The organism is Microbacterium daqui (assembly GCF_050408675.1).
Lineage (GTDB): Bacteria > Actinomycetota > Actinomycetes > Actinomycetales > Microbacteriaceae > Microbacterium.
This window is the reverse complement of record NZ_JBNTKF010000012.1, coordinates 18,359-37,198: the sequence shown is the minus strand read 5'-3', so window position 1 is coordinate 37,198 and position 18,840 is coordinate 18,359. Positions and strand designations below refer to the sequence as shown.

The 18,840-nt window shown below is 62.8% G+C and carries 21 protein-coding genes and 2 pseudogenes; 8 read left to right on the top strand and 15 right to left on the bottom strand.

Annotated features, from left to right (window positions below):
- Positions 1–108: 108 nt before the first annotated feature.
- The gene (locus ACQUSY_RS08785; protein ID WP_428904107.1) at positions 109–600 is read right to left on the bottom strand and encodes an MFS transporter permease; all 492 of its coding nucleotides are present in this window, start codon (positions 598–600) and stop codon (positions 109–111) included.
- Between the two features lie 89 nt (positions 601–689).
- On the opposite strand from ACQUSY_RS08785, the gene map reads away from it, so the two are divergent.
- Entirely contained in the window at positions 690–1,472 is a 783-nt protein-coding gene (map, locus tag ACQUSY_RS08780) for a type I methionyl aminopeptidase (RefSeq protein WP_428904106.1), read from the top strand.
- 80 nt (positions 1,473–1,552) lie between these two features.
- On the opposite strand, the gene trmD is transcribed toward map, so the two are convergent.
- From trmD to ACQUSY_RS08750, 6 genes are all read right to left on the bottom strand, one after another.
- Positions 1,553–2,242 carry a tRNA (guanosine(37)-N1)-methyltransferase TrmD gene (gene trmD, locus ACQUSY_RS08775; RefSeq protein WP_428904105.1) on the bottom strand — a complete coding sequence of 230 codons (690 nt, stop codon included), beginning with the start codon at positions 2,240–2,242 and terminating at the stop codon, positions 1,553–1,555.
- 2 nt (positions 2,243–2,244) lie between these two features.
- Positions 2,245–2,832 carry a ribosome maturation factor RimM gene (gene rimM / locus ACQUSY_RS08770; protein WP_428904104.1) on the bottom strand — a complete coding sequence of 196 codons (588 nt, stop codon included), beginning with the start codon at positions 2,830–2,832 and terminating at the stop codon, positions 2,245–2,247.
- A complete protein-coding gene (locus ACQUSY_RS08765) occupies positions 2,832–3,062 on the bottom strand; it encodes an RNA-binding protein (RefSeq protein ID WP_217337400.1) in 231 nt (76 codons plus the stop codon). The genes rimM and ACQUSY_RS08765 overlap by 1 nt, the downstream gene beginning before the upstream one ends.
- A 5-nt stretch (positions 3,063–3,067) precedes the next feature.
- Positions 3,068–3,505 carry a 30S ribosomal protein S16 gene (gene rpsP, locus ACQUSY_RS08760; protein ID WP_428904103.1) on the bottom strand — a complete coding sequence of 146 codons (438 nt, stop codon included), beginning with the start codon at positions 3,503–3,505 and terminating at the stop codon, positions 3,068–3,070.
- 209 nt (positions 3,506–3,714) lie between these two features.
- Positions 3,715–5,271, bottom strand: a complete 1,557-nt coding sequence (gene ffh, locus ACQUSY_RS08755) for a signal recognition particle protein (RefSeq protein WP_428904102.1) — start codon at positions 5,269–5,271, stop codon at positions 3,715–3,717.
- A gap of 55 nt (positions 5,272–5,326) precedes the next feature.
- Positions 5,327–5,908, bottom strand: a complete 582-nt coding sequence (locus tag ACQUSY_RS08750; protein WP_428904101.1) for a TetR/AcrR family transcriptional regulator — start codon at positions 5,906–5,908, stop codon at positions 5,327–5,329.
- Between the two features lie 119 nt (positions 5,909–6,027).
- Here ACQUSY_RS08750 and lipB point away from each other — a divergent pair, with 119 nt between their 5' ends.
- The gene (gene lipB / locus ACQUSY_RS08745) at positions 6,028–6,663 is read left to right on the top strand and encodes a lipoyl(octanoyl) transferase LipB (RefSeq protein WP_428904100.1); all 636 of its coding nucleotides are present in this window, start codon (positions 6,028–6,030) and stop codon (positions 6,661–6,663) included.
- A complete protein-coding gene (gene lipA, locus ACQUSY_RS08740; RefSeq protein WP_428904099.1) occupies positions 6,660–7,646 on the top strand; it encodes a lipoyl synthase in 987 nt (328 codons plus the stop codon). Before lipB ends, lipA begins: the two co-directional genes overlap by 4 nt.
- Before the next feature lie 3 nt (positions 7,647–7,649).
- Here lipA and ACQUSY_RS08735 read toward each other — a convergent pair whose 3' ends face one another.
- The 3 genes from ACQUSY_RS08735 to smc form a co-directional block, all read right to left on the bottom strand.
- The gene (locus ACQUSY_RS08735; protein WP_428904098.1) at positions 7,650–8,150 is read right to left on the bottom strand and encodes a DUF2004 domain-containing protein; all 501 of its coding nucleotides are present in this window, start codon (positions 8,148–8,150) and stop codon (positions 7,650–7,652) included.
- 104 nt (positions 8,151–8,254) lie between these two features.
- Entirely contained in the window at positions 8,255–9,127 is an 873-nt protein-coding gene (gene ftsY, locus ACQUSY_RS08730) for a signal recognition particle-docking protein FtsY (protein WP_428904097.1), read from the bottom strand.
- Positions 9,128–9,147: 20 nt separating this feature from the next.
- Positions 9,148–12,654: a chromosome segregation protein SMC gene (gene smc, locus ACQUSY_RS08725; RefSeq protein ID WP_428904096.1), complete on the bottom strand. Its 3,507-nt coding sequence runs from the start codon at positions 12,652–12,654 to the stop codon at positions 9,148–9,150.
- 398 nt (positions 12,655–13,052) lie between these two features.
- Here smc and ACQUSY_RS08720 point away from each other — a divergent pair, with 398 nt between their 5' ends.
- Together ACQUSY_RS08720 and ACQUSY_RS08715 are read left to right on the top strand one after the other, a co-directional pair.
- On the top strand, positions 13,053–13,313 hold the full coding sequence (locus ACQUSY_RS08720) for a hypothetical protein (RefSeq protein ID WP_428904095.1): 261 nt from the start codon (positions 13,053–13,055) through the stop codon (positions 13,311–13,313).
- Positions 13,314–13,321: 8 nt separating this feature from the next.
- Complete coding sequence (locus tag ACQUSY_RS08715; RefSeq protein ID WP_428904094.1) at positions 13,322–14,410, top strand: GNAT family N-acetyltransferase; 1,089 nt, start codon at positions 13,322–13,324, stop codon at positions 14,408–14,410.
- A gap of 57 nt (positions 14,411–14,467) precedes the next feature.
- Here the strand turns inward: ACQUSY_RS08715 and ACQUSY_RS08710 are convergent, their stop codons facing one another.
- A complete protein-coding gene (locus ACQUSY_RS08710) occupies positions 14,468–15,085 on the bottom strand; it encodes a hypothetical protein (RefSeq protein WP_428904093.1) in 618 nt (205 codons plus the stop codon).
- A gap of 247 nt (positions 15,086–15,332) precedes the next feature.
- Here ACQUSY_RS08710 and ACQUSY_RS08705 point away from each other — a divergent pair.
- A pseudogene (locus tag ACQUSY_RS08705) lies at positions 15,333–15,503 on the top strand (flavoprotein); the annotation flags it as partial.
- 56 nt (positions 15,504–15,559) lie between these two features.
- Here ACQUSY_RS08705 and ACQUSY_RS08700 read toward each other — a convergent pair.
- From ACQUSY_RS08700 to arsB, 3 genes and pseudogenes are all read right to left on the bottom strand, one after another.
- Complete coding sequence (locus tag ACQUSY_RS08700) at positions 15,560–15,967, bottom strand: arsenate reductase ArsC (RefSeq protein ID WP_428904092.1); 408 nt, start codon at positions 15,965–15,967, stop codon at positions 15,560–15,562.
- Positions 15,964–16,335 carry an ArsR/SmtB family transcription factor gene (locus ACQUSY_RS08695; protein WP_428904091.1) on the bottom strand — a complete coding sequence of 124 codons (372 nt, stop codon included), beginning with the start codon at positions 16,333–16,335 and terminating at the stop codon, positions 15,964–15,966. Before ACQUSY_RS08695 ends, ACQUSY_RS08700 begins: the two co-directional genes overlap by 4 nt.
- A pseudogene (arsB, locus tag ACQUSY_RS08690) lies at positions 16,332–17,247 on the bottom strand (ACR3 family arsenite efflux transporter); the annotation flags it as partial. The pseudogene arsB and the gene ACQUSY_RS08695, both read right to left, overlap by 4 nt.
- A 30-nt stretch (positions 17,248–17,277) precedes the next feature.
- Here arsB and ACQUSY_RS08685 point away from each other — a divergent pair.
- Positions 17,278–17,904 carry a hypothetical protein gene (locus tag ACQUSY_RS08685; protein WP_428904090.1) on the top strand — a complete coding sequence of 209 codons (627 nt, stop codon included), beginning with the start codon at positions 17,278–17,280 and terminating at the stop codon, positions 17,902–17,904.
- A gap of 75 nt (positions 17,905–17,979) precedes the next feature.
- Positions 17,980–18,189, top strand: coding sequence for a hypothetical protein (locus tag ACQUSY_RS08680; RefSeq protein ID WP_428904089.1), 210 nt, complete (start codon positions 17,980–17,982; stop codon positions 18,187–18,189).
- 32 nt (positions 18,190–18,221) lie between these two features.
- Here the strand turns inward: ACQUSY_RS08680 and ACQUSY_RS08675 are convergent, their stop codons facing one another.
- A complete protein-coding gene (locus ACQUSY_RS08675; RefSeq protein WP_428904088.1) occupies positions 18,222–18,800 on the bottom strand; it encodes a GNAT family N-acetyltransferase in 579 nt (192 codons plus the stop codon).
- Between the last annotated feature and the right edge of the window lie 40 nt (positions 18,801–18,840).

The following is an 18,840-nucleotide window of genomic DNA, read 5'->3' as shown; positions in this document are numbered from 1 at the left end:
CTTGCGGCCGGATACTCCCCTGAGGCAGAGCACCTGCGTGGGCACGTCGAAACGTGCATGGTCACGGCACAGCTCTCTATTCTGCCATATCGCGGCGGCGAAGCGAAATTAGGATTCGTGCTTTTCCGTCACGATAAAAACGTCGCCAGCGGAACCAGTCGGCGGTGCCGACGGAGGTGCCGATGGGCGGGCGCGGGGAAAGACACCGTCGACCGGCGTCTCGTAGCGCGCACCGGTCGCTTCTTGCCACAGCTGCCACATGCAGGAAACGAAGACGCCAATGCCGGCAATAATCGCGAGCGTCAGGAACAGCCAGAACCACTCCGAGTACAACCCGGTCAGGATTGTCAGCACGTGCCAGGTTCCGAAGGCCGCAATATCCAGGGTCGAAACCGCTTTGTTGCGACGCACCGACGTACGCGAGCGCACCATCAGGGTGAAGATCAGCTGCCCGATGAAAACGGCGGGCATGGCCAAGAAGAGGAGCCAGAAAATGGTCCACACATTGGCCTGGAAAACCATGTAACCAACCAGGAGCCACAACGGCAGCACGAAGGCCGCCGGGAGAAGCCACCGATAGAAAGCTTGCCGAAGTGCCATACCGCGATGGTACGCCGTATTTCAGTGCGAAGGGTGTGAGTAATGCCGAACAGTCTTCGGCTCCCCCATTTACGCGAGAGAATGGAACCATGATCGAATTGCGCACGCCAGCTGAGATTGAGCAGATGCGTCCTGCGGGACGCTTCGTAGCCGAGGTCCTTGCGACCCTTCGGGACGAGACGAAGGTGGGCACCAACCTTCTCAGCATCGACAAGCGCGCGCACGAAATGATTCGCAAGGCGGGCGCTGAGTCTTGCTACATCGACTACCACCCCTCGTTTGGTGCGAGCCCCTTCGGCAAGGTCATCTGCACGTCGATCAACGACGCCGTGTTGCACGGTCTCCCCCACGACTATGTGCTGCGCGATGGCGACCTCGTGAGCCTCGACTTTGCTGTCTCAGTCGACGGCTGGGTGGCTGACTCCGCGATCTCATTCATCGTCGGCACGCCCCGCGACGAAGACCTCAAGCTCATCGACACGACGCAGCGCGCCCTGGCTGCCGCGATCGAGGCGTCGCAGACCACGAACCGCATCGGCGACATTTCCGCAGCTGTCGGCGCAATCGCAGCCGCCGAAGGTCTCAGCGTCAACACCGACTTCGGTGGCCACGGCGTTGGCCGCACGATGCACGGTGACCCGCACGTCGCCAACAAGGGTAAGGCTGGGCGTGGATACCCGCTGCGTGCCGGCCTCGTGCTCGCGCTTGAGCCGTGGTTCTTGCAGACCACCGACGAGATTTACACCGATCAGGACGGCTGGACGCTCCGCTCCGCCGACGGCTCGCGCGGTGCACACTGCGAGCACACCGTCGCGATGACCGACGACGGCCCGATTGTGCTCACCGACCGCTCCTTCTTGGGCGTCGACTAAAGCAAATACGAAGCGGAACCATGCGCTGCTAGCCGCTGCATGGTTCCGCTTCGTCGTTTCTCCGTAGGGAGAAGAAGGTTTTAGTCGTTCAGAAGGTCGGGGCGACGCTCGCGCGTGCGCTCCACCTGCTGTTCGTGACGCCACGTGGCGATAGCGCCGTGGTTGCCGCTCAGGAGGATCGGCGGAACCTCCCGGTCGCGCCATACAGACGGCTTCGTGTACGACGGGTACTCAAGGAGGCCGTCTTCGTGCGACTCTTCAACGAGGCTGTCGGGGTTGCCGACGACGCCGGGGATGAGGCGGCCGATCGCCTCGATCATGGCCATCGATGCGACTTCGCCGCCGTTGAGCACGTAGTCGCCGAGGCTCATGAGGCGCACGGCACCGAGTTCAGCTGCGTAGTTGAACACACGCTCATCGATGCCCTCGTAGCGACCGCAAGCGAACACGAGGTGCTCGTCGATTGCGAGTTCGCGGGCCTTTGCCTGTGTGAAAACCTCACCGGCAGGCGACGGAAAAATAAAGGTCGGGCGTACGGTGGAGTCTGCGACGATAGCGTCAAGCGCCTCGCCCCACGGTTCCGGCTTCATAACCATGCCAGCGCCGCCACCGTACGGGGTGTCGTCGACGGTGCGGTGACGGTCATACGTCCAGTCCCGCAGGTCGTGAACGCGCACGTCAATAATGCCGGCAGCGCGAGCCTTGCCGAGCAGAGACACGTCAAGAACGTCGAAGAACGACGGGAAGATCGAAACGACGTCGATCCGCATGATTACGCCTCGGTGGGTGCGTCGTCGGAGTCGCCAGCCTCAGGCTGGGCGTCGTCATCCGACTCTTCGAACAGGCCGGTCGGCGGCGTTACGGTGACGCGACCCTCGGCAATGTTGACCTCGGGAACGATCGCCGTCACGAACGGAACCATAACCTCGCGGTCATCGACCTTCACGATGAGAAGGTCTTGCGCGGGCATGTGCTCGAGGCGGGCGACGCGGCCGATAACGGCGCCGTCGCGCACTACGTCGAGACCGACGAGTTGGTGGTCGTACCACGCGTCGTCTTCCTGCTCGTCTTGCGAGTCGTCCATCCACAGGATGGCGCGTACGAGTTCGTCCGCGGTGTTGCGGTCATCAACGCCCTCAAGGAAGAGGACGGCGTGAGAGTTCATCCAGCGGAACTCGCGAACGGTGACGGTCTTGCCGTGCCACGGCGAAGACTCCGGCACCTGAAGAGTGAAGACAGCACCCGGAACGAAGCGTCCGTCGGGATTGTCGGTGTACAGCTCGAGCTTGAAGGCGCCCTTCAGGCCATGTGCCTTGACAAGGCGGCCGACGCGAAGCTGGTTTTTCTGACCCTCAGACATCAGTCGTCTGCAACGTCGACGCGAACGCGACGGTTGTCGGCCAGTGCGGAAATGAGCGTCCGTAGCGCTTTCGCGGTGCGGCCGCCGCGCCCGATTACGCGGCCCCGGTCGTCAGGGTGCACATGCACCTCGAGGAGGTCTCCTCGCGACGACGTTGAGGCGTTGATACGCACCTCATCTGGGTGATCGACGATCCCCTTGACGATGTGCTCGAGCGCGGCAGCCAGCACGACGATTACTCGGCGTCTGCTGCGGCCTCGGGGGCCTCTACAGCGTCAGCGTCAGCGGCGGGAGCTTCCTCAGCGGGAGCTTCAGCCTTCTTCTCAGCCTTGGGCTTGACAACCGACTTCTTAGCGGTGTCAGCCTCGAAAGCAACCTTTTCGCCAGCAACCTGAACGGTCGACTTAGCGTCCTTGTCGCCCTTGAACTTGCCCCAGTCGCCCGTGAGCTTCAGGAGCACGAGGACCTGCTCGGTCGGCTGAGCGCCGACAGACAGCCAGTACTGTGCACGCTCCGAGTTGACCTCGATGAACGAAGGCTGCTCGGTCGGGTGGTACTTGCCGATTTCTTCGATGACGCGGCCATCGCGCTTGGTGCGCGAGTCAGCGACAACGATGCGGTAGTAAGGCGCACGGATCTTGCCCATGCGCTTGAGACGAATCTTGACAGACACGATTCTCCAGAGATGTGTTTGAGGAAGACGAACTGGTCGCCCGGAGCGTGGGGTGCACACCCGGCGGAAGCTCTAGGGTGGATCGCCGCCCTGGATAGAGGGTCGAGAGCGTGATCCGAGGTTCTATTCTGCCAGACTCCAGCGGGAGTTTCGACCAGCGGCGCCCTCAGAGCGTCCTCGTGTCGTACTTTCCCAGGAATCAGAGCATATTAGTTCTTGCCGAGGAGTTTCTGAATCTCGGCGAGGTCTGCTTCGGTGGGCACCTTGCTGGCGCCACCGAGTCCGAAACCGGAGCCGGTCGGCTGCGCGTTGGCCTGCGCGAGGCCAGCGGCCTCCGCTGCGCGCTTTGCCGGGTTTCCGGAACGCGGAGCCTGCTTCTTGGCACCCTTCTTGCCGCGCTTCGCGGAAGCGCCGGGGCGAGCACCAGGAACCGGGCCCATACCGGGGATGTTGGGCACGCCACCACGCGCGACCGTCTTCATCATCTTCGCGGCCTGTTCGAAGCGCTGCACGAGGGCGTTGACGTCGGTGACGGTGGAGCCGGAACCACGCGCGATGCGCAGACGACGGGAACCATTGAGAAGCTTGGGCGTGCGCCGCTCAGCAGGAGTCATGGAGCGGATGATCGCCTCAGTGCGGTCGATCTCACGCTCGTCGAAGTCTTCGAGCTGCTGCTTCATGTTGCCCATGCCGGGAAGCATTCCCAGCATCTTCTTCATGGAGCCCATCTTCTTGAACTGCTGCATCTGCTCAAGGAAGTCTTCGAGGGTGAACTGCTCATTGGCGAGCTTTTCAGCAACCTTGAGCGCTTCCTCCTCGTCGAACGCCTGCTGCGCCTGCTCGATCAGTGTGAGGATGTCACCGAGGTCGAGGATACGGCTGGCCATACGGTCGGGGTGGAAGGCTTCGAGGTCATCCAGGCCCTCACCCGTCGATGCGAAGATGATGGGGCGGCCGGTGACGCTTGCCACCGAAAGCGCAGCACCACCGCGGGCGTCACCGTCGAGCTTCGACAGCACGACACCAGTGAAGTCGACACCCTCCTGGAAGGCCTTGGCGGTGTTGACGGCGTCTTGACCGATCATCGAGTCGATGACGAAGAGTACCTCGTCGGGCTGAACTTCCTTGCGGATGTCAGCGGCCTGCTTCATGAGCTCAGCATCGACACCCAGGCGGCCGGCGGTGTCAACGATGACGATGTCGTGCTGGTGGCGCTTGGCGTATTCGATACCGTCGCGTGAAACCTTCACCGGGTTGCCAACGCCGTTGCCTGGTTCCGGAGCAAAAATTGCGGCACCTGCACGCTCAGCGACAACCGTCAGCTGGCCGACGGCGTTCGGACGCTGCAGGTCGGCTGCGATCAGCAGCGGCGTGTGGCCATCTTTCGCGAGCATTTTCGCGAGCTTTCCGGCGAACGTGGTCTTACCAGAACCCTGCAGACCCGCCAGCATGATGACGGTCGGCGGAATCTTCGCGAACTCCAGGCGGCGCTGCTGACCACCGAGGATGCTAATGAGCTCCTCGTTAACGATCTGCACGACCTGTTGCGCGGGGTTAAGGGCGCGGTTGACCTCATCGCTCAGCGCACGCTCGCGAATCTTCGCGGTGAACTCCTTGACGACCTCAAGCGCAACGTCGGCGTCCAGCAGGGCGCGACGAATCTCGCGAACGGTTCCGTCAACGTCTGCGGGCGTGAGCTTGCCCTTGGTGCGGAGGTTACGGAAGGTCTCAGTGAGGCGCTCAGACAGCGTGCCAAATGTAGCCATGATGATCCGAGTTTACGCGAGAACGAGGCGGTGCCGCTGACAGCGACGCGAGCGACTATGCGACGAGCGCTTCAACGGCCGCGACGGCCTGCCCCAGACGGTCGCTGAGGAGGGCACGACCGGAACCATCAAGAGCCCAACGCTGGGTTGCTGACAGCACAGCGGCAGCATAGGCGGCGCCGAGAATTGCCGCGTGCAATTCGTCGCTTCGGGCGCGCGCGAAGCGCGACGAAAGCGCAGCGGCCATGCGCACCATGCGCAGCGACCCTTCGCGCTCGAGATCCGCCTCAGCATCCATTGCGGCGGCGTTCGACATCACGAGGGCAAGGGCATCGGGCGCGAATCCGTCGGCGAAACGCACGATCGCGTCGCGCACATCAACACGAACGTCATCACGCGCGCTCGTGGTCAGTTCAGAAATGAGGCGTTCGAGGCGCTCGTCAAAGCCTGACCAGATGACGTCGCTCTTGGCCGCGAAGTAGTTGAAGAAGCTACTGCGGCTCACCCCCGCGCGCGCGGTGATGTCACTCACGCTCGTGGCGTCATACCCCTTTTCCAGAAACAGCTCGCAGGCAGCTTCGGAGAGCGTTTCTCTCGACGACGCTTTGGGGCGTCCCTGCTTGCTCACTGGTTCCATGCCCCCAGCGTATGGGGCGGGGCGCCATGTGCGCACTGTGCGCGCCGAGACCCCCCACCAGGATTCGTCGTGTAGCCTTCTTCCCGGAGTTGTTATACCGAGTCTAACAATGAGGAGTCATGCGCGTTCTACATGCGGGGTTTGCCCCCGATTACGTCGAATACACCGCCGGATGGGAGCTGCAACGGCGCACACACGCCGAGGTTGTCGCTGGCGATTTCCCCAACACGCTGATTCTGCTGGAGCACGCCAGCGTGTACACCGCAGGAAAGCGAACGGAACCATCAGAGCGGCCCGATGACGGGTCTCCGGTTATCGACGTGGATCGCGGCGGCAAGATCACGTGGCACGGGCCCGGGCAGTTGGTTGGCTACCCGATCATGCGTCTCGATGACCCCGTTGACGTCGTGGCGTACGTGCGCCGCCTGGAATCGATGATGATCGACGCCCTCACCGAAGTTGGCGTGGCCGGAACCACGGTGCGCGGGCGCAGCGGAGTGTGGCTCGCCGACAACGGTCGCGAAGAAAAGATCGCCGCGATCGGCGTGCGCGTCGAGCGCGGCGTCACGATGCACGGCTTTGCGATCAACGTGTCGAACACCCTCGACGGCTTCAACCACATCGTGCCGTGCGGGATTGCCGACGCTGGCGTGACGACCATCGAACGTGAGACGGGCGTCACCCTCTCCCCAGCAGCATTCGCCGAAACCATCACCCGCGCGTTCGAGCGTGAGTTCTCAGGAGTATTTGCATGACCACCACCGCCCCCGACGGCCGCAAGCTCCTCCGCCTCGAGGTTCGCAACGCCGAAACACCGATTGAGCGCAAGCCGGAGTGGATCAAGACCAAGGCCCGCACCGGCCCCGAGTACCTCTCGCTCCGCGCCCTGGTGAAAGACGAAAACCTGCACACGGTGTGCCAGGAGGCCGGGTGCCCCAACATTTACGAGTGCTGGGAAGACCGCGAAGCCACCTTCCTGATCGGTGGCGCCGAATGCACCCGCCGCTGCGACTTCTGCCAGATCGCGACCGGTAAGCCCGCCGCATACGATCGCGATGAGCCGCGTCGCGTCGCGGAGAGCGTTGTGCGCATGCAACTGCGCTACGCCACCGTGACCGGTGTTGCCCGCGACGACCTGCCCGACGAAGGCGCGTGGCTTCACGCGGAGACGGTGCGCCAGATTCACGCCATGAACCCCGGCACCGGCGTTGAGATTCTCGCGACCGACTTTTCGGGCAACCCCGATCTGCTCGCCGAAGTCTTTGACTCACGACCCGAAGTTTTCGCGCACAACGTTGAGACGGTTCCGCGCGTTTTCAAGCGCATCCGCCCCGCGTTCCGCTACGAACGCTCGCTCGGCGTGCTCACGATGGCGCGCGATGCCGGTCTCATCACGAAGTCCAACCTGATTTTGGGCATGGGCGAGACAGACGACGAGATTGTGCAGGCGATGCACGACCTGCATGATGCCGGTTGCGACATCCTCACGTTGACGCAGTACCTGCGCCCGTCGCCACGCCATTTGCCGATCGACCGCTGGGTTAAGCCCGAGCAGTTCATCGCGCTGCGTGAAGAGGCCGAGCGTATCGGATTCCTCGGCGTGCTGGCCGGCCCGCTCGTGCGTTCGTCGTACCGTGCGGGGCGCCTGTGGGCGCGGTCGATGGTGTCGAAGGAACGCGAGATTCCGGAGAATCTGCGCCACCTCGCCGAGAAAGACGAGTTCGCGCAGGCTGTGTAGCGCCTATTCGGCGCTGGTGACGGAAAGAATGGAACCGCTGCTGGAGAGATTGACGAAGAGAACGTCGTCCATGGCGTCAGGATCCAGCGCATATTCGAGCACGCAGAACGGGTCTTTGCCGCCGTGCTCGTCAGCCAGGATTGTCACGCTCATGAGGCGCAGCGAGCGAATCATGTCAATGTGAACGTCGCCAGACATTTCGATCAGCACGTCGTGCAAGGTTTCGGCGAGGTCTTCCTGCTGTTGCAGGAGGAACTCGGTGACTTCGCTGGTGCGGTCACTGAGCTCAGAGATCATGGCCTCGCGTGCCGTGAGGTCGATGGATTCGAGGGAGCGGATCATGGCGGCCGCAACGTCGAGCGCGTCAGAAGAGACGTCGTCTTGGTCGGGCGCCGTCAGGTCGATCGTGACGTACTGATCGCCGAATTCGAGCGCTTCAGACCAGAAGATCGACCCGTCGGGGCCAGATTCGAGGAGTCCGAAGAAGTCGTGCTCAATCGCCATGTCGCTATACAACCAGTCTCTGCGCGCGGAGGAAAGACCCCTCTGCGGAACTCTTAGAAATGAGCCACACGCCCGCGTTTAATGACACGCGCGCGGGAGGCGAATTAGTCGACGAGCGACTTCGCGAAAACGTGTGGGGTGAAACCGGTGAGGTCATCAATGCCCTCGCCCTGACCGAGGAGCTTCACCGGGATTCCGGTGCGCTCCTGCACGGCGAGTACGAAGCCGCCCTTCGCAGAACCATCGAGCTTGCTGAGCACCAGCCCGGTGACGCCAGCGTGCTGCAAGAACGCTTCGGCCTGCATCACGCCGTTCTGTCCGGTGGTCGCGTCGAGTACTAGCAAGACCTCGCTAATCGGTGCTTGCTTCTCGATGACGCGGCGAATCTTGCCGAGCTCGTCCATCAGCCCACCCTTGGTGTGCAGTCGTCCGGCGGTGTCGACAATGACGATCTCGGTTCCGTTTTGCAGCGCGTACTCAATCGTCTGGAAGGCGACAGACGCGGGGTCTTGCCCCTCCTGCTGCGGCTTCACGATGGCAACGCCAGCGCGATCAGCCCACGTCGCGAGCTGATCGACAGCAGCAGCACGGAACGTGTCAGCGGCACCGACGACGATTGACCGACCGTAGCGCACCAGGAACTTCGCGAACTTGCCGATCGTCGTGGTCTTACCGACGCCGTTCACACCCACGACCAGAACCACGGCGGGGCGCTCGGTGAGTTTGAGCGTCGTGTCGAACTTCGCGAAGTGCTCTTCCAACGTCTCAACCAGCATGCGCTTGAGGTCACGCGGGTCGGTGGTGCGGAAGCGCTCGACCTTCTCGCGGAGCTCATCGATGATGCGCTCCGTCACGTCGGGGCCGAAGTCGGCGGTCAGCAGTGCCGTCTCCATGTCTTCCCACGTCGTTTCATCGATCGTGGGCTTGGTGAAGACGCCGCGCAGTGCGCGACCGAGTGACCACTTGCTTTCCGCCATGACTCCAGCCTACCGAGGGATCAGGCAGGCTGAACGATGCGCTGGCCGACGACAGCCGAAACGCCGTCCTGGCGCATCGAGACACCGTAGAGCGCATCGGCGATTTCCATCGTGCGCTTTTGGTGCGTAATCACGATGAGCTGCGACGATGCACGGAGCTGCTCGAAGACGCCGAGCAGGCGGCCGAGGTTCGCGTCGTCAAGCGCCGCTTCAACCTCGTCGAGAATGTAGAACGGGCTAGGGCGCGCCTTGAAGATGGCGGTCAGTAGCGCGACGGCCGCAAGCGAGCGCTCGCCACCGGAGAGGAGGGACAGTCGCTCAATCTTCTTACCGACCGGGCGAATCGAGATCTCGATACCCGTGTTGAGCATGTCGTCGGGGTTCGTGAGGGAAATGGAACCAGTGCCGCCGGGGAAGAGAATCGGGAAGACTTCACCGAAGGCCACCTTGGTGTCTTCGAAGGCTGCGGCAAAGATCACCTGCATGCGCTCGTCGAGCTCTTCGATAATCGCGAGAAGGTCTTTGCGCGTTTCAGTGAGATCGTGCAGCTGGTCGCTCAAGAACGAGTGGCGCTGTTCGAGCGCGGCGAACTCTTCGAGTGCCAACGGGTTGACGCGGCCCAACTGGTTGAGTTTGCGCTCGGCTTCTTGGAGGCGTCGCTGTTGCTGGCGGCGATCGAACGCGATGCCTTCTTCGGCGTCGGGGGCATCGCTCGGTGCCAGGGTCTCGGGGCCGTACTCGGCAACGAGAATCTCTTCGCTGAGGCTCAGTTCGCTGTGCACACGCTCCAGCAGACTCGTGACGTGGAGGCGCTTCTCGTGCATCTGCAGTTCGATTCCGTGCACGCTTTCGGTGAGCGTGCTCAGGCGATCCCGCAGCGCCTTCTCTTGCGCACGAATCTCGACCAGTTCTTGTGACTGCGCGGCGCGTTCCGCTTCTGCCGTCGCCAACGCAACGCGAGCCTCCGAAACGGAACGGTCGACGGAGTCGAGCACGTCGGGCAGTTCGCTCGCGACGCCTTGGGCAGCATCCCGCTGTGCGCGACGAATGACCGCGCGGCGAGCCGCTTCGGCAGCGGCCTCGCGCTCACGCTCACGCTGGTTCTCGAGGTTCACGACGCGGCTTTCGGCCGCCCGCACACGTTCGCGCAGGGTCTCGACTTCGAGTCGAGTGCGCACTTCGGTCTCACGCGCTTCGTCGAGAGACGCCAGCAGACCATCACGGGCTGACGCGTCGAGAATGGGGCGCGGTGCTTCGAGGGCACCGTTGAGCTCGTTTGTCGCAGCGCTTGCCTTCGCCTCAGCGTCTGCTACGGCTGATTGTGCTTGCGAGAGCCCAGCCTGAAGGCGCTCTGTTTCAGCCACAGCAGCTTCGTGGCGCATCGTGATGCGGTTCACGTGCTCAGCGTGCGTGGCCACCGCGGCATCAAACTCACGCAGCGTTTGCAGGCTCTCCTTCGCGCGACGGCGTGCCTTCTCGACGACGTCTTTCGCGTCTTCGAGACCTTCGCGCAGTGCGTCGACGATCACGGTGACTTCAGAAAGGCGATCGACGGCGGCATCGCGTTCTGCGGCGAGCTCCAGTCGCGATGTCTCGCCGCTACCAGCACGGATCATGTGCTCAGTGCAGACCGCTCCGCCGCGCGTCACGATCGTGACGGGGAATCCGGTCACGCTGGCTTCGAAAGCACCGCTCGCAGCAAGTGCCGCGTCGAGGTCTTCAGCGATGACGACGTAGGCGAGCAAGCCACGAATACCGTCGGGCGCTTTGACCACGTCGAGAGCGTGCGTGATGCCCTTGGCCTTCGGCAATGTGGGTGTCGCAACGGGAGCGTCGGCGATCACGATGTCGACAACACCGAGCGACTCGGAGCGTGCCTGTTCAACCGCCGTGATCGCATCAGGCGTCGAGTGCACGAGGAGGCCCTCAGAGACACCACCGAGCACAGCGGCGATGGCGGCCTCAAAACCGGCCTTGACCTTCATGCTGTCAGCCACGATGCCCACGACGCCGTGTCCGCCGCGTGATGCCAAGGCAGCCGCACCGCCACGCACAGCGAGGGCCGAGCCGAGCGCCGAAGCTTTAGCCGTCAACGAGTCTTTTTCACGCTCTGCGGCGTGGAGCCGGTCGCGCAAGCCTTCGAGGTCAGCTTCAGCGGCTGACGTTGCCTTTTGAGCAGCTTCGTAGCGGGCGGTGTGCTCCGCGGTAGAGCCATCGGGAGCTTCGGCGTCTTCCAGAAGCTCGGCGGCTTCCGCGGCTTCGATACGTCGCGCTTCGGCGGCGTCCATCGCGTTCTGTTGACGCAGAACGGCGCCGCGCACTGCCGCGAGCGCAGAGCCTGCCGCGTCGGCCTTGCCACGGAGCTTCGTGATGCGCATGTCGTGTTCGCTGACGAGGGCGCTTTGTTCGGCAATGTCGACGTCAAGCGCATCAAGTTCAGCACGCGCGCGAATGGTTTCTTTCACGGCCTCGGCCGCGAGATCTTTCGCTTCGCCCAGGCCCGAGGAGATGCGCTCAATCTCGCTCTTCGCCTCATCGACGTCAGCCTGCGTCACCGTGATCGGGGTACCGACAGAGTCTTCTTCGGCGCCCAGCAACGACAGACGCTGATTGGCCAGGCTATAGAGGCCACGAAGGCGCTCCTGCACCTGTTCGAGGGCGAACAACACGCTGCGAGCGCGGTCAACGGCTTCAGTGTTCTGCGCGCGTTCGAGGTGTTCCATGCGGGTACGCATGGTTGTCGCCTGGTCTTGCAGCACCATGCGTTCGGCCGAGCGCTCTTGTTCCGTCTGCGCATGATCTGCCAGCGCGGCGCGCAACGTCACCAGGTCGTCAGCGAACAGGCGCGCCTTAGCGTCACGCACCATCGCGGCAATGGTTGCCGCTTCACGCGCAATCTCGGCTTGCTTGCCGAGCGGCTTGAGTTGGCGGCGAATCTCGCCCGCGAGGTCACTCAGGCGCGTGAGGTTTGCTTCCATCGCTTCGAGCTTGCGGAGAGTCTTCTCTTTACGCCGGCGGTGCTTCAGAATTCCGGCGGCTTCTTCGATAAAACCGCGCCGGTCTTCTGGAGTTGCTTGCAACACGGTGTCGAGGCGCCCCTGGCCGACGATCACGTGCATTTCGCGACCGAGGCCCGAGTCGCTCAGCAGCTCCTGTACATCGAGCAAACGCACCGTGTCGCCGTTGATGGCGTACTCACTAGAACCATTGCGAAACAACGTGCGGCTGATCGTGACTTCGGCATACTCGATCGGCAGTGCGCCATCGGAGTTATCGATCGTGAGTTGCACTTCGGCACGCCCCAACGGACCGCGAGTCGAGGTTCCGGCGAAGATGACGTCTTCCATCTTGCCGCCGCGGAGGGTCTTCGCCCCCTGCTCCCCCATCACCCAGGCGAGCGCATCGACCACGTTGGACTTGCCGGAACCATTGGGTCCGACGATCGCGGTAACTCCTGGTTCGAGAGCAAAAGTGGTCGGCTGAGCGAACGACTTAAAGCCTTTGAGCGTGACACTCTTCAGGTGCATTCGTCCTCCCGGGTGTTAGTGCCTCAATTACGTTATCGGATTGGCGCGCTCGAGCCCGGCAGAACCCGCGGAAACATGCGCGACACGCCCGGGGTATTGCGTAAGCTGAGAGATCGCGCTAATGTCGTTTTTCGGTTCAACGAACGAAAGGAGAGACCCATGATTAAGAACACCACCGGCATCGCCGCATTGGCCCCTGTATCTGCAGGAGTGGTCTCTCCCGTTCGTCGGTTCGCACCGCGTTCGGCTCACTAACACGAGAGGGCTCTGCCCCCGTTTACGGCCACTCCGCGCACGTTCTGAATTCGTGCGCTCCGACGTTCTCGTCACCCCTTCCAGGAACCTGCTCCATGGTTCCGCTTCGAGCATTTCGCTCCCATCAACCGTAAGGATCGGTCGTGTCTACGACTCTCGTTTCGCGTCGCCTCGATGTGCACGAAACTGCCCATCTGCAGGCTTTGCCGACAACTACCGCGCCCCTGCGCGAGCTCACCATCACCCGCCGCGTATCTGTGCGCGTTGCCATCTGGCTTCTCGCTCATGTCCCGGCGCCCATCAACCACACTGCTCGCGCCGAGCAACTCCGCCTTCGCGAGGACCGCGAACGCCGTGAGCTCGTTGCCCGCACGGAGCACTACCTGCACCTCGTGCGGGTCTAAGGAGAACCATGAACACAAACACGAAAACTGCCGGCCCCACGATTCGCCCCTATGTCATCCCGACCAGTGTCGACGCCACCGACGCCGGAGACTTTCTCGCAATGGTGGATGTGCGTAACCGCATCTACCGCGAGATCTCCGGCGCCGATGACGAGTTCATGACCGCGTCAGAGTTGCTTCCAAACTTCTGGGCGGACGAATACACCAAGCGGCACTTCCTGATCGTCGAACTCGACGGGGTTGTCGTCGGCCGCGTCGGCGTCGACCTCCCGCTCGAGGGCGACTCGCATGTGGCTTTCTGGAGTATCGAACTCATTGAGGACGTGTGGGGTCAGGGCATCGGAACCGCGGCGTATGACGTCGTGGAGCAGATTGCTTGTGACGCGGGCCGCACGTCACTGCAGTCGTGGGCCGAACACCCGGCAAGTGATGCCCCCCGTCTCGAGCCGCCCACCGGGTTTGGTTATGTGCCGAAGGACCACATCGCGCGGTTCTACTTGCGACACGGCTATTCACTCGAACAGGTGGAGCGCAAGAGCCTGTTCGATCTGCAGGGAGACCTGTCGGCCGTTGACCGTATCGGGCGTGAAGCCCGCGTTGCAGCGTCGGCCTACGAGGTCGTGCAGTGGATGCTGCCGACGCCCGCGGAGTTCGTCGCCGGTTATTGCCTCATGAAAGAGCGAATGGTGACCGATGCGCCGAGCGCCGACATGGAGTTCGACGAAGAGTCGTGGGATGAGGCGCGCCTCCGCAAAATGGAATCACGCATTCTCGATGGCGAACGCACCCAGCTCGTGACGGCTGCTCGCCACCGCGTGACTGGTGAACTGTGCGCGTTCAACGAACTCAACATTCCGTTGGATCACACGCTCACCACGCACCAGAACGACACTCTCGTGCTGAGCGATCACCGTGGCCACCGTCTCGGTGCGCTCGTGAAATCGGCAGGCATCCTCCGGCTTCGCGAGATCGCTCCCGATTCACCGCGCATCATCACGTGGAATGCGGAGGAAAATCGTCCGATGCTCTCGATCAACGAAGAGCTGGGCTTCTACCCCGCCGCCCACATCGGCGCGTGGAAGAAGGTTGTCGCCTAATCGAATGGTTGGGGTCGGCGCTCCGGCGCTGCCCCAACCATTCGTCCGTGGGGCGGCTCAGAACAAGAACTCGGGCCGCACTTCAGCGACACCGTCGATCTCGGCCTGCAGGCGCTCATAGAGAAGCTCGCCCTCCAGCCGCCACGTACGCGGCAGGGGGTCGTCGAGCGAGCGAGCGCCATACGCGTCATTCCACGCGTGTAAATCGGCGGCAAGTGATGTTGACAGCCCGAGCGCACTGGGGTGACACGGGTAATTGTCGGTGAAGCTTTCCCAAATGCCCCAGCAGTCGCCCCACTCGCCAAACATCCGAATGAGGCGTAGCCCCGTCGGCAGTACCTTCGGGGCCGCAGACCCGCTCTTCGCCAGCAGGTAGCGGTCCTGCATGGTTCGGCGATGCTGCCATTGCCTGACCGTCGTCGGCATACGCGTGTAGTTCATACCGGAAATCCAGGTGAGGCCATCATTGGCTGCGGCATCGAGGAGCGCTAGCGCCCACATCACGCGGTGGCCGTGCGAAAGCTTTTCCGCCACTTCCAGAGCATTTTCGATCGATGTATCGCCGATGTCGTAGGCGGTCATCGCGAGCGTTTCGTCGGCGAATAGGACGAGACGGAACCGCGCATCGTCCTTCTCAACGACATCAAGAGGGTTCTCGACAGCCTCAATACGCATGCGTAGCTCCGTCTCGCTCCGTGTGATGGTTCCGCGCCCCACGGCCGAACCACCCCTTGCGCTTCGGCTTCTCTTCTGGCGCCGCCTGCGGTGCGTTCGCGGTGGGCACGGCTTCGAGAACCTCACCGAGGCCGATGATGCTGGGTGCCGAAGCCAGCACGTTCGGAGTGCACTCACGCTCGTCTTCAGAACTAGACATGTTGTCCTACTTGCCCCGTGGTTCCGTCTCGATGAAGAGGTCATCGAGGTTGCCGCGATTGCTGGCGACCACGTGGCCGCAGAGCGCGTTGATCTTGAACTCCCAGACACGGGGGTGTGCGGCGGCTCAGGCCTGTTCAACGCGCCAGATGAAACCGTCAGCGGTGGCTCTTGTTGTGCACAACCCATCCAGTTGGGCCTGGCACCGGCGTCGCTCTAGTGCGCAGCTCAACGAAGGAGGAACCGATGAGTTCCCCTTCGTTGAGTGGACGACGATTAGGCGAGGATCTCAGTCAGAAGTTCCTCGATGCGACCTTTGATGTCGTCGCGAATGGGGCGCACCGCGTCAATGCCTTGTCCGGCGGGATCGTCGAGCTTCCAATCCTCGTACCGTTTGCCGGGGAAGAATGGGCATACGTCGCTACAGCCCATCGTGATCACGACATCGGAGTCTTGCACGGACTCAGTCGTCAGGACCTTGGGCTGCTCGGCGGTGATGTCGATACCAACTTCCTGCATCGCCTGGACGGCGACCGGGTTGATGTGGGCGGCGGGCATCGAACCGGCGGAGCGCACCTCGACTCGGTCGCCAGCAAGTTCACGGAGCCGACCAGCGGCCATCTGAGAACGGCCAGCGTTATGGACGCAGACGAACAGGACGGACGGCTTCTGTGTTTCGGTCATTGCGCGTTTCCTTCTGACGAACGAGTGAGGGCGTTGAGCGCGGGGCCGAGCAATACGGCGGCCGCTTCCTGGTGCGACTGTGAGATACGGTAGTACACCCACGTACCGCGTCGCTCGGACACGAGCCAGCCGGAATCTTTAAGAACCTTCAAATGATGCGAGATCGTTGGCTGGGAGACATCAGCGAGTTCTGCCAGGTCGCACACGCAGGCTTCACCACGAGGGTCCGTAACGATGGTCGCCAGCATGCGCAGTCTTAGCGGGTCGGCGATGGACTTGAGAGCACCCGCCGCAGTGGTGGCCGCTTCCACGCTGATTGCGTCGCGGGCAAGGGGCGTGCAGGTGTCAACATCGACTGCAGAGTTCACGATCTCTTCCCTTCAAACGGGTCGGTATGGAACCAAGCGCGGGCCGCCCAGAGCGAGACATAGACGAGGCCGACGAGCACAGGAACCTCGATGAGCGGGCCGACGACGCCAGCAAGAGCCTGCCCAGATGTCACCCCGAACGTGCCGATCGCGACGGCGATGGCTAACTCAAAATTATTGCCAGCAGCTGTGAACGCCAGAGTCGTGGAGCGAGCATAATTCAGCCCGATGCTTTTACCCAACAGCAATCCCGAGAACCACATCAGACCGAAGTACACCAGCAGGGGCAACGCAATCCTTGCGACATCCCCGGGGGTGTGACGTGATCGCTTCACCCTGTAGCGCGAACAGCAAGACGATGGTGAACAGCAGTCCGTACAGCGCCCACGGGCCGATGACCGACAGGAACTTCTCCTCGTACCATTTCCGTCCGCGCCGCTTCTCACCGATCCAGCGCGAAGCGAATCCCGCCAGGAGTGGAATACCGAGGAAGACCACCACATTGAGAGCAATCTGCCAGACCGAGACCTCCAGGCCCTGCGTATCCAAGCCCAGACATCCCGGTAGCACCGTGAGGTAGAACCAGCCGAGCAACGAGAATGCGAACGCCTGAAACACCGAGTTAATCGCCACCAGCACAGCCGTCGCTTCACGGTCGCCGCACGCCAGATCGTTCCAAATAACGACCATGGCGATGCAGCGCGCAAGCCCCACGATGATGAGCCCGGTGCGGTACTCGGGCAGGTCGGCAAGAAACAACCACGCCAGTGCGAACATGACCGCCGGACCAACCAGCCAGTTCAAGACCAGAGACGAAACCAGGAGCTTCTTGTCTCCAGCGACAGCCGCAACTTTGTCGTAGCGAACCTTCGCGAGAACTGGATACATCATCACGAGCAGGCCGAGGCCGTCAGCGAAGGACTTCGTCCCCGCGCGATCGCGGTGGTGCTCGGCCTCGCCGAGGAACTGCGCGCGCACGAGCTGCGGCTCGGGATGAACGTCAAGCTGAAGACGCCGAAGCTGTTCATCCAGGTCGACACACGCCGGCGGAGCCTGGAGCTGACGGAGCTCTTGGAGGAGGTGGCCCACGTCCCGACGGACGCTGAGCAGCGAGAGCTCCGGCGCTCGCCATGGAAGCAGATTCCGAAGTTCGACAGCGTGCCGTCCGGGCGGCTGCATCTCAAGATCGAAAGAGACGGATCGCACGAAGTTCCTCTCGGGGGCCAGAGCTATCGGTACGAGCGCAACAGCGACAGCTGGTCGGATGAGAAGAAGAAGGCTCTCGAAACTCGAGTCCGCGAGATCGCGCGCGCGATCAAGAAGGGCGTGGTCGACGACGTAGATGCGGCCGAGCGCGAGAGGCAGAGACGCATCGAGGCGCATGAAGCATACGAGCGTGAAAAAGCTGCCGAGCGACGCGCGTGGGAGGAGGTGCGCGAACGCGCCCGCGCCAAGGCCCTGCTGGTTCAGCGGGAGCTCATCTTCGCGCGAGCGTTCGAAAGCTGGCAAGGGGCGCAGGAGCTCCGGGACTTCGCAAGGCAGCTCGAGGCGGAAGCAACCGCCCAGTGACTGCTGGCCGATCGACCGAGGCTGCAGGAGTGGCTGGAATGGGCGCGCAGCCGCGCAGACGAGTTCGACCCGATCGTGAACCTCGAGCATCTCGACGATGGAGCCTTCGACGCGGAGCCATCGGCGAAAGACCTACGACCGCACATGGAGGGCTGGGACCCGTCAGCGCCGTACAAGGACTACAGCATCGGTCGCGACTCGCACGAGGCTCCGGCCAAGCATGCGCCCGAGCCGCGGGCCTGGCATCCGGGCATGCGCGACCGGCCCAGCTGGTGGCGTCGCTGACTCTGAGGACTGCGAGCAGGCAGGATCGGTGCCTATCGAGGTCGTTTGACCCTCCAGGCCCGATACCCCTGGCCCCGCTGAATGCCCAGGTAGCGATCCGGATACACGCCAAGATTGACCCGCTGGAGCGTCGCGCCCAGCTCGCCCGCGAATCGGGCGCTCATCGCGTGTGCGGCTAGGTTGCTCTCCTGCGTCGCGAACACGATGTCGCGCTCGGGTTCCGTAGTGGCAGCGGCGGCCAGCAGTTCGCGACCGATGCCCCGCCGCTGCGCAGCAGGCACCACGGCGACCACCTGAACGAACATCGGGTCCGAGGTCTTCACCCCAGGAAACGCGACGCAGAAGCCGACGTGCACGTTCTCGATCTCGGCGAAGAGCGCCAACCGATCGTTGATCGTGTGGGCGTTCGTTTCGAGGGACAGAACGGTGATGGGTTCGCACACAATCTGCATGTCGCGCATGCGTCGGGCATCCTCTGGCGTGGGCACCGCTGTGCGGATCGATACCCGCGGCGTGATCAGCGAGCTCAGCTCGTCTTGCCAGCGAAGGAAACGCTGGTCGCGGGAAGCTGGCAGCGTCGGCTCCCACGCGGCATAGTCGTGCTGCTCCATGGTTCCCCCTATGGCAGCCGAGCGCGTGAAGACGCAATCT

What these genes read in the sequence shown, in the direction of transcription:
- ffh (WP_428904102.1), bottom strand. Translation starts at nt 5,271, where the DNA reads ATGGCTACATTTGGCACGCTGTCTGAGCGCCTCACTGAGACCTTCCGT.
- trmD (WP_428904105.1), bottom strand. Translation starts at nt 2,242, where the DNA reads ATGCGGATCGACGTCGTTTCGATCTTCCCGTCGTTCTTCGACGTTCTT.
- ACQUSY_RS08785 (WP_428904107.1), bottom strand. Translation starts at nt 600, where the DNA reads ATGGCACTTCGGCAAGCTTTCTATCGGTGGCTTCTCCCGGCGGCCTTC.
- ACQUSY_RS08700 (WP_428904092.1), bottom strand. Translation starts at nt 15,967, where the DNA reads ATGACCGAAACACAGAAGCCGTCCGTCCTGTTCGTCTGCGTCCATAAC.
- smc (WP_428904096.1), bottom strand. Translation starts at nt 12,654, where the DNA reads ATGCACCTGAAGAGTGTCACGCTCAAAGGCTTTAAGTCGTTCGCTCAG.
- map (WP_428904106.1), top strand. Translation starts at nt 690, where the DNA reads ATGATCGAATTGCGCACGCCAGCTGAGATTGAGCAGATGCGTCCTGCG.
- ACQUSY_RS08710 (WP_428904093.1), bottom strand. Translation starts at nt 15,085, where the DNA reads ATGCGTATTGAGGCTGTCGAGAACCCTCTTGATGTCGTTGAGAAGGAC.
- ACQUSY_RS08675 (WP_428904088.1), bottom strand. Translation starts at nt 18,800, where the DNA reads ATGGAGCAGCACGACTATGCCGCGTGGGAGCCGACGCTGCCAGCTTCC.
- ACQUSY_RS08750 (WP_428904101.1), bottom strand. Translation starts at nt 5,908, where the DNA reads ATGGAACCAGTGAGCAAGCAGGGACGCCCCAAAGCGTCGTCGAGAGAA.
- ACQUSY_RS08715 (WP_428904094.1), top strand. Translation starts at nt 13,322, where the DNA reads ATGAACACAAACACGAAAACTGCCGGCCCCACGATTCGCCCCTATGTC.
- ftsY (WP_428904097.1), bottom strand. Translation starts at nt 9,127, where the DNA reads ATGGCGGAAAGCAAGTGGTCACTCGGTCGCGCACTGCGCGGCGTCTTC.
- lipB (WP_428904100.1), top strand. Translation starts at nt 6,028, where the DNA reads ATGCGCGTTCTACATGCGGGGTTTGCCCCCGATTACGTCGAATACACC.
- lipA (WP_428904099.1), top strand. Translation starts at nt 6,660, where the DNA reads ATGACCACCACCGCCCCCGACGGCCGCAAGCTCCTCCGCCTCGAGGTT.
- rimM (WP_428904104.1), bottom strand. Translation starts at nt 2,832, where the DNA reads ATGTCTGAGGGTCAGAAAAACCAGCTTCGCGTCGGCCGCCTTGTCAAG.
- ACQUSY_RS08735 (WP_428904098.1), bottom strand. Translation starts at nt 8,150, where the DNA reads ATGGCGATTGAGCACGACTTCTTCGGACTCCTCGAATCTGGCCCCGAC.